Annotated in this window: 15 protein-coding genes; 12 read left to right on the top strand and 3 right to left on the bottom strand. The window is 50.1% G+C overall.

Features of this window, described 5'->3' with window-relative positions; all coding sequences use genetic code 11:
* Positions 1-7 precede the first annotated feature (7 nt).
* Positions 8-952, bottom strand: coding sequence for a 4-hydroxybenzoate octaprenyltransferase (ubiA, locus tag V7723_RS06935; protein WP_335683720.1), 945 nt, complete (start codon positions 950-952; stop codon positions 8-10).
* 83 nt (positions 953-1,035) lie between these two features.
* Between ubiA and V7723_RS06930 the strand changes: the two genes are divergently transcribed.
* Together V7723_RS06930 and V7723_RS06925 are read left to right on the top strand one after the other, a co-directional pair.
* Positions 1,036-1,773 carry a 16S rRNA (uracil(1498)-N(3))-methyltransferase gene (locus tag V7723_RS06930; RefSeq protein ID WP_335683719.1) on the top strand — a complete coding sequence of 246 codons (738 nt, stop codon included), beginning with the start codon at positions 1,036-1,038 and terminating at the stop codon, positions 1,771-1,773.
* A gap of 145 nt (positions 1,774-1,918) precedes the next feature.
* Positions 1,919-3,286: a glutamate--cysteine ligase gene (locus V7723_RS06925; RefSeq protein ID WP_335683718.1), complete on the top strand. Its 1,368-nt coding sequence runs from the start codon at positions 1,919-1,921 to the stop codon at positions 3,284-3,286.
* 6 nt (positions 3,287-3,292) lie between these two features.
* On the opposite strand, the gene V7723_RS06920 is transcribed toward V7723_RS06925, so the two are convergent.
* A complete protein-coding gene (locus tag V7723_RS06920; protein WP_335683717.1) occupies positions 3,293-4,099 on the bottom strand; it encodes a hypothetical protein in 807 nt (268 codons plus the stop codon).
* 17 nt (positions 4,100-4,116) lie between these two features.
* Positions 4,117-5,550, bottom strand: coding sequence for a metalloprotease TldD (gene tldD, locus V7723_RS06915; protein WP_335683716.1), 1,434 nt, complete (start codon positions 5,548-5,550; stop codon positions 4,117-4,119).
* Positions 5,551-6,037: 487 nt separating this feature from the next.
* Between tldD and coxB the strand changes: the two genes are divergently transcribed.
* The 10 genes from coxB to V7723_RS06865 all read left to right on the top strand — a co-directional run.
* Positions 6,038-6,889, top strand: coding sequence for a cytochrome c oxidase subunit II (coxB, locus tag V7723_RS06910; RefSeq protein WP_335683715.1), 852 nt, complete (start codon positions 6,038-6,040; stop codon positions 6,887-6,889).
* A 23-nt stretch (positions 6,890-6,912) separates the two neighbouring features.
* A complete protein-coding gene (gene ctaD / locus V7723_RS06905; RefSeq protein WP_335683714.1) occupies positions 6,913-8,517 on the top strand; it encodes a cytochrome c oxidase subunit I in 1,605 nt (534 codons plus the stop codon).
* A gap of 19 nt (positions 8,518-8,536) precedes the next feature.
* A complete protein-coding gene (locus V7723_RS06900) occupies positions 8,537-9,457 on the top strand; it encodes a heme o synthase (RefSeq protein WP_335683713.1) in 921 nt (306 codons plus the stop codon).
* 126 nt (positions 9,458-9,583) lie between these two features.
* The gene (locus V7723_RS06895; protein WP_335683712.1) at positions 9,584-10,174 is read left to right on the top strand and encodes a cytochrome c oxidase assembly protein; all 591 of its coding nucleotides are present in this window, start codon (positions 9,584-9,586) and stop codon (positions 10,172-10,174) included.
* Between the two features lie 61 nt (positions 10,175-10,235).
* Entirely contained in the window at positions 10,236-11,051 is an 816-nt protein-coding gene (locus tag V7723_RS06890) for a cytochrome c oxidase subunit 3 (protein ID WP_335683711.1), read from the top strand.
* A 12-nt stretch (positions 11,052-11,063) separates the two neighbouring features.
* Entirely contained in the window at positions 11,064-11,438 is a 375-nt protein-coding gene (locus V7723_RS06885) for a DUF983 domain-containing protein (RefSeq protein ID WP_335683710.1), read from the top strand.
* Positions 11,439-11,440: 2 nt separating this feature from the next.
* Positions 11,441-12,160, top strand: a complete 720-nt coding sequence (locus V7723_RS06880) for an SURF1 family protein (RefSeq protein ID WP_335683709.1) — start codon at positions 11,441-11,443, stop codon at positions 12,158-12,160.
* On the top strand, positions 12,147-13,661 hold the full coding sequence (locus tag V7723_RS06875; RefSeq protein WP_335683708.1) for a carboxypeptidase M32: 1,515 nt from the start codon (positions 12,147-12,149) through the stop codon (positions 13,659-13,661). The genes V7723_RS06880 and V7723_RS06875 overlap by 14 nt, the downstream gene beginning before the upstream one ends.
* A gap of 115 nt (positions 13,662-13,776) precedes the next feature.
* On the top strand, positions 13,777-15,177 hold the full coding sequence (gene thrC / locus V7723_RS06870) for a threonine synthase (RefSeq protein WP_443024201.1): 1,401 nt from the start codon (positions 13,777-13,779) through the stop codon (positions 15,175-15,177).
* Positions 15,178-15,192: 15 nt separating this feature from the next.
* Positions 15,193-16,108: M16 family metallopeptidase (locus V7723_RS06865; RefSeq protein WP_335683706.1), on the top strand; the 916-nt coding region annotated here is incomplete at its 3' end.

Below are 16,108 nucleotides of genomic sequence, written 5' to 3'. Positions count from 1 at the left end.
TCTTTGTCTAGAACGGAACCGCAAATTTTCCGCCGATAATTCCAAGGAGAACAATCGTGCCAAAAAATTTGTTGGATTTAAATAAGACAAGACACAATTCACCATCATCGATATCGAGTGACTTGATCTGCCAGACTAAATGAACCGCGGCACCGGCCAAAAACGTATAAAATGGCGCGGTGAGCCCGACGACATACCCACAAGCAAGTAAGACCAAGAGAGTAATTGTGTAAAAACCTATGAGCCAGCTTCTCGTATTCTGGCCAAATTTGAGGGCAGTAGATTTAATGCCAATCAGAACATCGTCTTCCTTGTCTTGGTGAGCGTATATTGTGTCATAACCCAAAGTCCAGGCGATCCCGCCGACATACATAATAATCGGGGCCAATCCGAGGCTGCCGGTGACGGCGGCCCAGCCCAGAAGCGCCCCATAATTAAACGCTAAGCCCAAAAAGAACTGCGGCCAATAGGTAAAGCGTTTTGCAAAAGGATATATCGCGACCAATATTAGGCTTGCAGCCCCAAGTAATATGGCAAACAAGTTGAACTGGATCAGGATCAAAAATCCGACCAAGCACTGAAACGCGAGCCAGAGGTAGGCTTGCAAAAGTGTAACCTGGCCGCTGGGTAGGGGGCGTTTGCGGGTTCGCTCGACCTGCCCATCGAAATCTCTATCGGCAATATCGTTGAGAGTACAACCTGCGCCCCGCATGACCAATGCGCCGATCCCGAACAAGACAAAAAGTTGCAAATCCGGAATTTCGCCGACGGGAGCGGCAAGGGCGATGGACCACAGGCCAGGAAATAATAATAGCCAAGTGCCAATGGGTCGATCGATGCGAGATAGTTTCAAATACGGTTGAACAGCCGTTGGCGCATACAGATCCACCCAGTTTTGTTTACTGGCATCTGCTATGATCTTATCGGGCCGGCGCATCTTGAGTACTTTCACTACGTGGTCTATTGGGTAGGAGATGACATCAATCGGCTTTTGCCGCAATATTAAATTCTTGAAACTCTTATTTGGGCGTCTCCATGAAAACGAAACAATATTCTGTCCGGCTTTTTGTGACAAGCAATCTTGGGCAAGATCTGGGCGTCGTTCTGGACAAATCACAGTCCCACTACATTGCCACCGTCATGCGGCGCTCGGAGGGTGAAAAAGTATCTCTTTTTAACGGTCGCGACGGCGAATGGCTTGGTGTTTTGCAGGAAGTTCACAAAAATCATTGTTTGGTCCATATAACTGAGCAGTTGCGTTTTCAGGAAAAAGAACCAGATATCCACCTTTTGTTTTCGCCGGTTAAAAAAATACAAACCAATATGATTGTTCAAAAAGCTACTGAACTGGGCGTCGCTGAAATACAACCAGTTCTGACCAGGCGGACAAATTCAGAGCGTCTTAAAAAGGATAAACTTGAATTGCAGGCACTCGAAGCGGCGGAGCAATGTGAGCGATTAAACCTTCCGGCTATTCATGATGCGGTGAAGCTTGAGGTCGCGTTAGAATCTCTGGCGCCCGACCGGATACTCATTTTCTGTGATGAACGGAGATCGGGAAATATGGCGCTCGATGTGTTGCCACAATTCAGTGAAAATCGAAAATGGGCGATGATAACTGGTCCGGAAGGTGGTTTTACAGAAGAAGAAGGTGATTTTATTTCATCTCGCGAAAATACCGTTGCCATATCTCTTGGGCCGCGTATTTTGCGTGCAGAAACCGCAGTAATCGCGGGCTTATCGATTCTACAGGCGACCTGTGGAGACTGGTAAAGATGCCTTAATCATCGTTGAATTGACGCATTGTTCGATAGTTTTCGAACTTTGGACTTGAAGCCGTCGATGCAATTCATTAATTCAAGTAATCAAGGCCGGACGAGGGGCGTGTTGCCCGGCCATCGAATAATAAGGGGAAGAGATGTCCGGTCCTGCAACAGGTAACGCGAATGAAATCGCGAATAAAACCCAACTTGTCGAGTTTGCCGAAAGCGGAAACAAGCCGCCAGAGAAATGGCGTATTGGCACAGAGCATGAAAAATTCGGCTTCAAATTAGATACCTTGGAGCCACTTCCCTATGAAGGCCCTAGTGGTATTCAAGCAATGCTTGAAGGACTACAACGGTTTGGTTGGCAGCCGGATTATGAAGGCGATAACGTAATCGCCCTAACAATGGAAGGTTGTTCCGTCAGCCTGGAACCAGGAGGGCAACTCGAACTTTCTGGCGCCGCTGTTGAGAATTTACATCAAACATGTAGCGAGGTGCATAATCATCTTGCGCAAGTGCGCGAAGTTGGTGACGAAATCGGCGTTGGGTTTTTAGGCCTTGGATTTAGCCCTAAATGGACATTGGACGAAACTCCGATCATGCCTAAAGGTCGCTATCAAATTATGCGGGACTATATGCCGAAGCGTGGCCAACACGGGCGTGATATGATGTTTCGTTCCTGTACTGTCCAGGTTAATCTGGATTACAGATCAGAAGCGGATATGATCAAGAAATTTAGAACAAGCTTGGCGCTTCAACCTCTTGCGACGGCTTTGTTTGCTAATTCCCCCTTCACCGAAGGGCGGCCAAACGGTCATTTGAGCCATCGTAGCTTTATCTGGACAGATACGGATCCAGATCGCACCGGTATGTTACCTTGGGTCTTCGAGGACGGCTTTTCCTTCGAGCAATATGTAGATTACGCGCTAGATGTTCCGATGTATTTTGTGTATCGCAACGGAACGTATATCGATGCCAGCGGGCAATCTTTTCGTGATTTTATGGACGGCAAATTACCGGCGCTGCCGGGCGAGCGTCCAAATTTTGTGGATTGGGATAACCATCTTACAACACTATTCCCGGAAGTCCGTATGAAACGGTTCCTGGAAATGCGTGGTGCCGACGGCGGTCCGTGGCGCCGACTTTGCGCATTGCCGGCGTTTTGGGTTGGTCTTTTGTATAACGACGCGGCACTTGAAAGCGCCTGGAGTTTGGTCAAAGACTGGACGGTTGAAGATCGCCATCGGATGCGCGAAGACGTCATTACCCACGCCCTGAAGACGAAAACACCTGACGGGCGGACGATGCGCGAGTTGGCGTCTGATGTGCTGGATATCGCCACAGACGGTTTGAAAGCGCGAAAGAGGCTAGACAGCTTCGGTGAAGATGAAACCCACTTTCTGAATGCGTTGAAAACAACGGTTGAAACGGGCATGACACCGGCAGACGAAATGCTAGCTAAATTTTATGCGGAATGGAATGAGTCAACCGATCCGGCGTTCTCAGAATATGCTTATTAGCAAGTTCTAGCGGTTGAGTTGATCCAGAAAAGCAGCTGCATTCTCATAGTTGCCGGCTGCGGCAGCACCACGCAAGGACGTCAATAAACGAATCCTTGCCTTGATCTCTTCTAGCGTGTCATCTGTAACCTGTCGGCCAAGATCTGCCCGCACAAGATCAACAAGAGTATCGATGCGTTGAAAATCCTGAACCTTTATCGGATTCATGAACAAGCTCGCATAAGGGCTGTCTATACCGGTTTCAGCATATATATATGAAATATCTAACCCATTGATATCCAATGAACTCATGTAAGATAGAAGAGCCTTCATCTCGTCTTCGGAAACTAAAGGCCCTGCAAATTCTGTGGAAATGACATGTCTTGTAAAGGCAGATAAATCCGGAAGGATAACTTGGGTACCGAATTTGGTTTTGCTTTGGATATTTCTAAGGCTGGGAATATCGATGGGATTATCGACGTTGTCTTCAAAACCAGCCTGCCAGAAACGATGACTAACGTCTATTCGCCCGGGGCGATCCGATAATCCTTCAATGTAAAAGCTTGTATTTACATGTCCATTCGTATGGCAGCTATCGCAGGACATACCGATACGGATAGCCTTCTCGCCGAGTATGCTGGGGCTGCGGAAAAGCAACCGGCCAAGCAGGATTTCATTTGTTATTTCCTTGGAACTATCCAGAAGTTCGGCCGGCTTTACGCCGGCCATTTCCGTTGTGCTGCCGGGCGGTAACCAGTCTTCAGCAACGACCCATGATGTTGCCATTGAGGCAACAAGGCATATGGGCAGAAAAATACGTCGGTCCCACCCCATGATGTTACTCCGTTAAACTAGCTCGCCGTACCACCAACTGTCAGCCCTTCAATCAGCATAGTGGGTTGACCTACGCCGACCGGTACGCTTTGTCCGGCTTTGCCGCATGTCCCGATGCCGCTATCAAGGGCCATATCATTTCCGATAGCGGTGACTTTTTTCAAGGCTTCGCTGCCGGTACCGATGAGGGTTGCGCCTTTTACTGGCGAGGTTATTTTCCCATCTTCAATGAGATAGGCCTCGGTGCAGGAGAAAACAAACTTGCCAGACACGATATCAACTTGCCCGCCGCCAAAGTTCGCGGTGAACAGGCCTTTTTTGACGGATTTGAGAATTTCCTCAGGGTCCCGGTCACCGCCCAGCATGTAGGTATTGGTCATGCGCGGCATGGGCATATGCGAAAAGCTTTCTCGTCGGCCGTTGCCTGTTGGTTCGACGCCCATTAGGCGGGCGTTTTGACGGTCCTGCATATATCCGACAAGGATCCCGTCTTCAATAAGGGTTGTTGATGAGGTAGCTGTTCCTTCATCGTCGATACTGAGTGAGCCACGACGGTCGGGGAGAGTGCCGTCATCGACCACTGTAACGCCCGGGGCAGCTACGCGCTCGCCGATGAGGTCTGAAAAGACGGATGTTTTTTTGCGATTGAAATCTCCTTCAAGGCCATGACCAATAGCTTCATGCAGGATAATTCCGGGCCATCCGGGGCCGAGGACAACGTCCATTTCCCCGGCGGGTGCATCGACTGAGCTGAGATTAACAACCGCTTGTCTTAAAGCTTCATCAACTGCCGATTTCCACGTTTCCTCTTCCAAATAGAAATCATATCCAGTCCGGCCGCCCATTCCATGGCTACCGGTTTCCCGGCGGCCGTCTTTTTCCACCACAACTGAGACATTCAGACGCACTAAAGGACGAATATCGCCGGACCGTTCTCCTCCAGAACGAATAATCTCGATACCCTGCCAAGATCCAGCAAGAGACGCGGAGACTTGCACCACTCGATTATCCTTCGCGCGCGCATAGGCATCAATCTCGGCCAGTGCTTTGACTTTCGCATCAAACGGGATCTCGGTCAGCGGGTTTTCGTCGCTGTAAAGAGCCCGGTTGGCACCAGCGGGCGCCAAAGCGATCTGTCCACTTCGGCCAGTTTGCACGGCACGAACAGTGGTTGACGCGTTTTTAATGGCCTGCTCGCTCAATTCGGAAGCATGGGCGAAGCCAGTAGCTTCGCCTACGACAGCGCGCAACCCAAAGCCTTGTGTTGTATCGAAACTGGCGCTTTTTAGACGGCCGTCATCAAAGGAAAATCCCTCTGATTGCCGGTACTCTAGATAAAGTTCTCCGTCATCCGCATCTTTGAGAGCGTCTGAGACCAGATCTTCCACGGCTCCCCGATCCATATTTGTCGGATCAAAGAACATCTGATTTGCAGTCGTTACATCGGTCATAAAGGAAACTCCAGATACTTTTCGTCAGTTTGAATATGCTGTGAATATGTGCCTTTTGTAGCCAATTGTCGAGATGCAGAACGGGTAAGTAAAAAGATTCTAGATAAATTCTCCGGCATCTTACAAAGATGGTGTGACAAAGTGTCACAATGGCTTGAAAAAAAATCCTGATTACCATTTGCAGTCCTTAAAATTGCAAGACCCAGAACTCATTACTTAAGTTGTTGATATCATTGCCGATTACAAATCAGCAGTGTGATATGCAAGACGCAGTTGGTTCAAGATGGCATTTATTATGCAGTCTTAGGCTTGTTCTTTGCTGTATCCGTGGTGTAGTTTCCCGCGCAGCTAAATGTAAACATTTTTGATTTGCATCAAGAGACTGAGTATAAATCAAAAAACTGTCCAAAATTTGTCCGGCTGCGGGTATAGTGGCAATCAGATTTGGGTGGACATGCACGTAAGTGATTAAGAACGGGAATTAGAGATGGGTATGGTTAGAAAACTTGTCGCACTTTTCACCGCCAGCGCGGTGACATTATTGACGATGGGAAGCGCAACGGCGGAGCAAGGGCAACCTTTCCCTTGGCAGCTGGATTTACAGGAAGCTTTTTCACCGGTGGCGGCGGATCAGCAGGTCTTTCATGACATGCTCCTTTGGATCATCAGCATAATTACCGTCTTCATTTTGTTGCTGCTGATTTATGTAATGCTGCGGTTCAATAAGAGAGCCAATCCAACTCCCTCAAAAACGTCCCATAACACTCTGATCGAAATTCTCTGGACTGTGGTTCCAATTATGATTTTGATAGTGATCATGATCCCGTCCCTGAAGTTGCTCTATTACGGAGACCGGATCGAGACACCGGATATGACCATCAAGGCGATTGGCTATCAATGGTATTGGGGATACGAATACACAGACGAAGAGGATTTGACCTTCGAAGCCGTTATGCTTGAAGAAGATGAGTTGAAACCTGGTCAACCTCGCCTGCTCGCAACAGACAATGCTATCGTCCTGCCGATTGATACTAACATCCGAATTCTTGTGACGGCTGAAGACGTGCTGCATGCCTGGGCCATGCCTGCATTGGGTGTGAAAATGGATGCGGTTCCCGGTCGGTTGAACGAAACCTGGATGCGGATCGAAAAAACCGGAGTTTATTACGGTCAATGTTCTGAGCTCTGCGGTACACGCCACGGATTTATGCCGATCATGGTAAAAGCCGTCAGTAAAGAAGATTACGCAAAATGGCTTGTTGAAGCTAAAAAAGAATTCGCCAGTGGCGGTGCGCCGACGATTAAATTCGCTCAAATCGTATCCCCTAGCGCACAATAACAAGTTAACGAGAGGCAAAGATTATGGCATACGGTTCAGCGGCCGGTCACGACGAACATACCCCTTCCGGCTGGAAGCGTTGGGTCTATTCGACAAACCACAAAGACATTGGAACAATGTATCTGATATTCGCGGTGATCGCGGGTATTATTGGCGGTACCATGTCGGTCATCATCCGGGCAGAATTGCAATTGCCCGGCGATCAACTGTTAGACGGTAACTATCATTTCTTCAACGTTCTTGTCACCGGTCATGGACTGATCATGATCTTCTTCATGGTGATGCCTGCGATGATTGGCGGTTTCGGCAACTGGATTGTCCCGTTGATGATAGGGGCGCCGGATATGGCGTTCCCGCGGATGAACAACGTTTCATTCTGGTTGTTGCCGCCGGCTCTTGGCCTGCTGCTGATTTCAATCTTTGTTGAAGGCCCAGCTGGAAATGACGGTGTTGGTGGGGGGTGGACAATGTACCCGCCGCTGTCGTCTAGCATTGGACATCCGGGCATGGCCGTTGATTTTGGTATCCTCAGCCTCCATTTGGCGGGTGCATCCTCAATTCTGGGTGCGATCAACTTCATTACGACGATTTTCAACATGCGGGCACCGGGCATGACAATGCATCGGATGCCGCTCTTTGTTTGGTCCGTTTTGGTTACTGCGTTTTTGCTGCTTTTGTCGCTGCCGGTTCTCGCGGGCGCCATCACAATGCTTTTGACGGACCGGAACTTCGGCACAACCTTCTTTAACCCTGAAGGCGGTGGTGATCCGATCCTGTTCCAGCATCTCTTCTGGTTCTTTGGCCATCCGGAAGTGTATATTCTTATTCTTCCTGGCTTTGGTATCATCAGTCAGATTGTCTCGACGTTCAGTAATAAACCGGTGTTCGGATATCTTGGCATGGCGTATGCGATGGTTGCCATTGGCGCCGTTGGCTTCGTCGTCTGGGCCCATCACATGTATACGGTGGGGATGAATGTCGATACGCGTGCCTACTTCCTTGTGGCAACTTTGGTAATCGCGGTGCCGACTGGCATTAAGATCTTCTCCTGGATTGCGACAATGTGGGGTGGCTCGATCGAGTTTAAGGCGCCTATGGTTTGGGCGCTTGGCTTTATCTTTCTGTTCACCGTCGGCGGTGTGACGGGTGTGGTTCTTGCCAATGCCGGATTGGATGTGGTCCTCCATGATACCTATTATGTTGTTGCCCATTTCCATTACGTCCTGAGTTTGGGTGCCGTGTTTGCGATTTTCGCCGGGTTCTATTACTGGTTCGCTAAAATGACCGGGTATAACTACTCCGAAAAACTCGCTCATTTGCATTTCTGGGTGACCTTTATCGGTGTGAACATGATCTTCTTCCCGATGCATTTCCTCGGGTTGGCAGGTATGCCACGTCGTATTCCGGATTATCCGGATGCTTTCGCCGGCTTTAATGCGATTGCGTCTTATGGTTCCTATGTTTCGGCGGTTGGCGTTCTAATCTTCCTGATTACGGTAATCCACGCATTCATGCGCGGTGAACGGGCCGCGGACAACCCATGGGGTGAAGGCGCAACAACGTTGGAATGGACATTGTCTTCTCCTCCGCCTTTCCATCAGTTCAACGAACTGCCGATCATCAAGTAAGCTTTTACAGGAGTAACTTGTGTCTGACACAAGCGTCATAAAAGAAACTATCTCAACCCGCGCCCAAACAGAACCGGCGCGGGTTAGCGATTATTTCGCGCTGCTGAAGCCGCGAGTGATGTCGCTTGTGGTGTTTACGGGATTGGTTGGCATGGCTGTTGCGCCTGGTACGCTCCATCCTGTTCTGGCCTTTACGGCGCTGCTCTGTATTGCTGTGGGGGCTGGCGCGTCTGGCGCCATTAATATGTGGTATGACGCGGATATCGACGCGATCATGGAACGTACGCAAGCGCGTCCGATCCCGGCTGGCCGGGTAACCGCCAACGAAGCTTTGGCCTTTGGAACAACATTGTCCATTGCTTCCGTCGTTCTGATGGGGCTGGCCGTCAATTATGTGGCCGCGGTTCTTTTGGCGGTGACCATCGCTTTTTACGTTTTTGTTTACACCATGTGGCTGAAACGCCGGACACCACAAAATATCGTTATCGGTGGCGCGGCAGGTGCCTTCCCTCCGATGATTGGCTGGGCTGCGGTTAGCGGTGATGTCAGTGTTGAATCCATGGTCTTGTTTGCGATAATTTTTATGTGGACCCCACCGCATTTCTGGGCGCTGTCGCTGTGGCGTGATATCGACTATGCGAAAGCCGGTGTGCCAATGCTTCCCGTTGTTGCAGGGCGCGAGGCAACCCGTAAACAAATAATTCTTTATAGTATCCTGCTTTTTCCTGTGGCGATTATGCCGTATTTCCTCGGATATGCCGGGATCTTTTACGGCTTCGGCGCGACAATTCTGAGCGGGCTTTTCGTTTTGGGGGCCATAAAGGTCTATGCCAAGAAGGATGAGGGCAGTGCAAAACAGCTCTTTGCTTATTCCATATTATACCTCTTTTTATTGTTCGCCATCTTGTTGGGCGAAAGTCTGGTGAAGGCCGTTGTTTAGTATGTCGGAAGATGATCGAAAGAAAAAATTGCGCACCCGGAACTGGATTGTCGGTGGCATCCTGTTGGCATTGGTTGTGTTGTTCTACTTTATTACTGTCGTTAAAATGACGGGCGCGTAAGGAAAATGAAGGATACGCAGACAAAATCGAAACGTTTAGCCCTGGTTCTGGTCAGTGTCGTGGCCGGAATGGTAGGGCTGGCGTATGCGTCTGTACCTTTATATGATCTATTCTGCCGTGTGACGGGATATGGCGGGACCACGCAGCAAGCGAGCATGGCGCCGGATGTGGTTCTGGACCGCACCATGACCATAGAATTTGATGCCAATACTAGCCGCGGCATGCCGTGGGATTTCAAACCGGTTCAGCATAAGGTGACCTTGAAGGTCGGCGAGACCGGACTGGCATTTTATGAAGCCTACAACCCGACAGATAAGGTCATCAAAGGAACGGCGACCTTTAATGTGACGCCACAAAAAGTAGGTCAGTATTTCACGAAGATTGATTGCTTTTGCTTTACCGAGCAGATCTTGAAGCCCGGCGAACGGGTAGATATGCCTGTAACATTTTTCGTTGATCCGGAGATAGACCTGGATCCGAATGCAAAAGAAGTCACCGTAATTACTCTTTCTTATACTTTCTTCGTAAGTGAGGATGAGGAAGAAGAAGTGGATGTATCCGCTAAAACAGAGAAAAAATCGGTTAATGTCAATTAGCTGGCTCAACGTTAAGTAACTATAAGCTGGAGGGGATCCGGCGATTTGCAGGAGTTAAAGAATGGCTGATTCACACGCCAAACAACATGATTATCACTTAGTGGACCCAAGTCCATGGCCAGCGCTTGCGTCACTTGCCGCATTTGCAACCGCCATCGGCGCAGTAATGTGGATGCATGAAGCCACTGGCGGCATGGCGATTTTCATCATTGGATTTGTTGTCCTTTGCTATACGGCTTTCACTTGGTGGAAAGACGTCGTCAAGGAAGGTGAACATGAAGGTCACCACACACCGGTTGTGCAGCTTGGCCTGCGCTACGGCATGATCATGTTTATCGCCTCGGAAGTGATGTTCTTTGTTGCTTGGTTCTGGGCCTATTTCAATGCGGGACTATTCCCAACGGAAGTTGGTGGTGGTGTCTGGCCACCAGAAGGTATTCAAACCTTCAATCCTTGGCATATTCCGCTATTGAACACACTCATCCTGCTCTTGTCCGGAACCACGGTTACCTGGGCGCATCATGCCTTGCAGCATGGAGATCGCAAGGGGCTGGTTCAGGGACTTGTTCTCACAGTTATACTGGGCGCCTGTTTTACCGCTGTTCAGATTTATGAATATAGCCACGCAGCCTTTGGTTTCGCCGATGGGATTTATCCATCAACATTCTATATGGCCACCGGCTTCCATGGTGCGCATGTCTTCATCGGAACGGTCTTCCTTTTGGTTTGTTTGCTTCGGGCTATGAAAGGCCACTTTACGCCGACCCACCATTTTGGTTTTGAAGCGGCGGCCTGGTATTGGCATTTCGTTGACGTGGTTTGGCTGTTTCTTTTCTTCGCTGTTTACTGGTGGGGTGCGGGACCAGAATGGACCTAAACTAAAATACGAATGTCGCATTCGTATGGAAAAACTATTTCCCCTTTGCGCGCCGGGCTTACCTGCAAATGCCCGGTTTGCGGAAAGGGGAAACTTTTTAAGGGCTTCCTAGATCTCCAGGAAGCCTGCTCTGTTTGTAGCCAGGATTTTGCGGCTGTTAATAGTGGGGACGGCCCAGCCGTCTTTATTATTCTGATTGTCGGCTTTATCGTCGCGGGACTGGCGGTCTGGACAGAATTTACTTTCAGTCCGCCGTACTGGTTGCAATTGACAATCTGGTTGCCGACCATATTTATTATGTGTATCGGTCTGTTAAGACCATCCAAGGCCTATCTCATTGCCTTGCAATTCAAACATAAAGCCAGCTCGGAAGTTAAGCGCTACTAATCATGAAAAAATTCTCACCTGGACTCGTCCCGACATTAATTACAGTGCCGGTCGTTGTAATACTGTTGGCGTTAAGCATTTGGCAAATCAACCGGTATGTCTGGAAAGTTGATCTGGTAGAGCAGATCAATACGCAGCTTGCATCGGCGCCTGTGCCCTTGCCTGCCGGGGAGATCGTGCCTGAAGACTGGCAGTATCGCCGGGTCATTGTGACCGGGGTTTTCGATCACGAAAATGAACTGCATCTGTTCTCCCATGCAGATAAGGGGCGTAAAGGCTTTCAGGTTATCACGCCGCTCAGGCGCAACGCCGAAGGGGATGTTGTCCTGGTTAATCGTGGATGGGTGCCGGAAACTCGGAAAGAAGCCTCAGACCGACCCGCGGGCCTGTTTAGCGGTGAAGTGACCGTCAGCGGGATTGCGCGCAAACCGTGGGCCAAAGGATGGTCCTTTATGCCGCAAAGCAATCCCGAAACCAATGTTTGGCTATATGGCGAATTGCAAGCCATGGGGGAGCATATCGGCACGAACGTTGCCCCTGTCTTCGTTGAAGTCGATGCGACCGAGATCCCCGGCGGATTTCCGATTGGCGGTCAGACCCGCGTGACCCTACCCAACAACCATTTTCAATACGCCTTTACCTGGATTGGTTTGGCGATTGCTATGATGGTCATCTTCGTCTTGTATGGCGTCAAGCGTGGCCGACAGAATGGTGAAGACTAAGATGGCCTTGTCCGCTTACACCCAACTCGAACAAAAATTCGCCCGGCAATCAGCCCTTTCGGGCGCCATGGCCATGCTCCATTGGGACAGTGCTGTTATCATGCCAGATGGTGGGAGCGCGGCACGGGCAGAACAGTTGGCAACCTTGGGCGTTCTTGCTCATGACCTTCTGACAAATCCGGCTGTCGGCGACTTGCTGGATAAGGCGGAAGCCGACTGTGCCGATCTTGATGACTGGCAACGCGCGAACCTTCAGGAAATGTGGAACAGCTGGCGTCATGCGACGGCAGTGGATGCCGATTTGGTCGAAGCGCATTCTCATGCGACCTCGGCCTGTGAAATGAAATGGCGGGCGGCGCGAGAAGATAATGACTTCGCGAGCCTTGTCCCGTCCCTTGAAGAAGTCGTCAGTCTGACCCGGCAAATAGCCGACGCCAAGTCCGATGCTTTTAATGTGTCGCCCTATGACGCGTTGTTGGATCAGTATGAACCCGGATGTGTGTCCGCGACCATAGACGCACTATTTGACGATCTGGGCGCCTTCCTGCCAGGTTTTCTACAAGATGTTCTCGAGCATCAGAAAAGCCGACCGGATTTGATTTTGCCTGAGGGGCCGTTTGCCATTGAGATCCAGAAACAGGTGGGTCATGATTTCATGACAGCGTTGGGGTTCGATTTCGATCATGGGCGCCTGGATATCAGCCATCATCCGTTTACGGGTGGTATTCCGGATGATGTGCGGCTAACGACCCGGTATGTGACCGAAGATTTTACCCAGAGCCTGATGGGAACGCTACATGAAACCGGGCATGCCCTTTATGAGCAGGGATTACCCGCGAAATGGCGGTCGCAGCCTGTTGGGCTGGCACGCGGCATGGCCCTTCATGAGAGCCAGTCATTGCTTGTGGAGATGCAATTGTCCCGCGGGCATGATTTTCTATCCTATGCGCTGCCGAAAATGAAATTGGCGTATAAAGGCGACGGGCCCGCCTGGGAAATTGAAAATCTGCAACGCCTGTATTTGAACGTCAAACCGGATATGATCCGGGTTGATGCCGATGAAGTAACCTATCCGCTGCATGTGATTTTACGCTATCGATTGGAAAAAGCACTGTTCGCCGGTGATCTTGCCATAGCGGATCTGCCCGGTGCGTGGAATGACCAGATGCAGAATCTGCTGGGCATTACACCGCCAAATGATAGCATGGGATGCCTTCAGGATATTCATTGGCCGAGTGGGGCCATCGGCTATTTCCCGACATATACAATGGGGGCTTTGGGCGCTGCTCAGATATTTCAGGCGGCTTTTGAGGGTGTAGAAAAACTACAGGCTCAAATTCGCGATGGAAATTTTAGTGAGCTAGTAAATTGGCTGCGCAAGAATATTCATGAGGCTGGCAGCTCTAAGTCGACCAATGAGATTCTGCAGTCAGCGACGGGGCATCCTCTTCATACCGAGGCATTTAAAGCGCATTTGAAGGCCCGCTATCTCCCGACCTAGGAAAATCATGGAAATATGATGGAACAAGCCGGCTTTGGACAAGTCTGCGCTTGCGTCCCGGGAGATCATATGCTTACTCTCACCCGCCTTTTGAGTTAATTGATGGAGAAGAATGGTGCGCTATATCAGCACACGCGGCACGGCGCCAATTCTGAGTTTTGATGAGGTCGTCCTGACAGGGCTGGCCCGCGATGGCGGATTGTACGTGCCGGAAACATGGCCGCAATTTTCAGCGGACGAAATTCGCGGACTTGCGTCCATGAATTACGCCGACGCGGCCGCGTTTCTGCTCTTCCCGTTTCTGGGCGACTGTATTTCAGAGGCCGACTTCAAAGCTATGACGGCGAAAGCCTATGTCAGCTTTTCCCATCAGGCCGTCGTGCCAATCAGCCAGCTCGGATCCAATGAGTTTCTGATGGAACTTTATCACGGCCCGACCTTGGCTTTTAAGGATGTGGCGCTGCAGCTTTTAGGGCTGCTATATGACCATCTGTTGAGTAGCCGCGGTAAACGGGTGACAATCGTTGGGGCCACGTCGGGTGATACGGGATCGGCCGCCATCGATGCCTGTCGAGGTCGGGATGCCGTAGATATCTTTATTTTGCATCCAGCGGGACGTGTCTCGGACGTACAACGGCGACAGATGACAACGGTCCTCGACAGCAATGTGTATAACATTGCCGTTGAAGGCGATTTTGATGACTGTCAGGCCATGGTCAAAGCCATGTTCAATGATCTGGAATTTCGCGATGAACTTGCGGTTTCTGCTGTAAATTCAATCAACTGGGCGCGGGTCATGGCCCAAATCGTCTATTATTTTACGGTTGGTGTTAGCCTCGGATCGCCGGACAGAGCAGTATCTTTTTCTGTGCCGAGTGGTAACTTTGGGGATGTTTATGCCGGTTATGCCGCCAGCAAAATGGGACTGCCCATCGAGCAGCTGATCGTCGCCACTAACAGCAATGATATTCTTTCGCGGTTCTTCAATTCCGGGGAATATCGCAAATCAAGTGTCGATTCGACCATCAGCCCGAGCATGGATATCCAGGTATCCAGCAACTTCGAACGCTTCTTATTCGATTTATATGGTCGCGATGGCGCCGCGGTCAGCGACCTCATGGCAAAGCTTGATTCTGAGGGCGGGTTTGCCGTCAATATGTCGTTGTTGAATGAGGGTATTTTTTCCGCTGGCAGCTGCAATGAAGAAGACACATTGCAGATGATCCAGCAAACGCTGCAAAACAGTGTCAAGCTCGTAGACCCGCACACAGCGGTGGGTTTGAGCGTCGGTACTGAGTGCAAAAACCAATCGGCTGCACCGCTCGTCACCCTGGCCACAGCCCATCCTGCCAAGTTCCCTGAGGCGGTTGAAAAGGCGACAGGTGTACATCCTGAATTACCGAGCCATCTGTCCGATTTATTCGATCGTGAGGAGCGATTGGTTCAACTTCCCAACGACTTGGGCACAGTGAAATCCTTTATTAGGGAAAGAGCCCGTATCTTACAGGCCACCTAAATTGAAAGAAATTCTATGAGTTTAAAAGTATCAACATTGAGCAACGGTCTGCGTGTTATTTCAGATCCGATGCCCGGTTTGGAGACGGCGGCGGTCGGGGTGTGGGTAGATACCGGTGCCCGTCATGAGACCGTGGCGGAAAACGGCATTTCTCATGTTTTGGAACATATGGCATTTAAGGGAACGGAAAAACGGTCTGCTTTGGAAATCGCAGAAGTGATTGAAGCGGTGGGCGGGCATCTCAATGCCTATACCAGTCGGGATCAGACGGCTTACTTTGCACGCGTGCTCAAAGCAGACGTCCCGTTAGCTGTGGATATTCTTGGGGATATCTTACAACATTCAAGTTTTGACGATACGGAATTAGGTCGCGAAAAAGAAGTGATTGTTCAGGAAATTGGACAAACTCAGGATACACCGGACGATATCATCTTCGATCATTTGCAAGAAACAGCCTATCCGGATCAACCTTTGGGACGGTCCATCCTCGGGACCTCGGCTAAAGTCCGTGGTTTTGGGCGGGACACTATCTCCGGCTATATGAAGAAGCGTTATCTGGCATCGAAAATGGTTCTCAGCGCTTCCGGGGCCATTGACCATGATGAATTGGTTCGCATGGCCGAGCAAGCTTTCAGTGAGCTCCCGACCAACGGCGCGACAAATATGGAAACTGCTCTGTATAAGGGCGGCGAATTTTTGGAAAATAGAGAATTGGAGCAAATTCATTTTGCTCTCTCTGTGCCTGGTGTCGCCTATGGCGATGATGATTTTTATACATCCCAAATCCTTTCTGGTTTGCTGGGTGGCGGCATGTCTTCCCGGTTGTTTCAAGAATTAAGAGAGCGACGGGGCCTGTGTTATTCTGTCTTCAGCTTTGCGTCTTCTTTTGCAGATACTGGCTTGTTTACCGTTTATGCGGGAACAGGAGAGG

Origin of the sequence: Sneathiella sp., assembly GCF_036960985.1 — a bacterium.
In the GTDB taxonomy this organism is placed as follows: Bacteria; Pseudomonadota; Alphaproteobacteria; order Sneathiellales; family Sneathiellaceae; genus Sneathiella.
The sequence above is the reverse complement of the archived record's forward strand: the minus strand, read 5'-3'. Positions and strand labels throughout refer to the sequence as shown.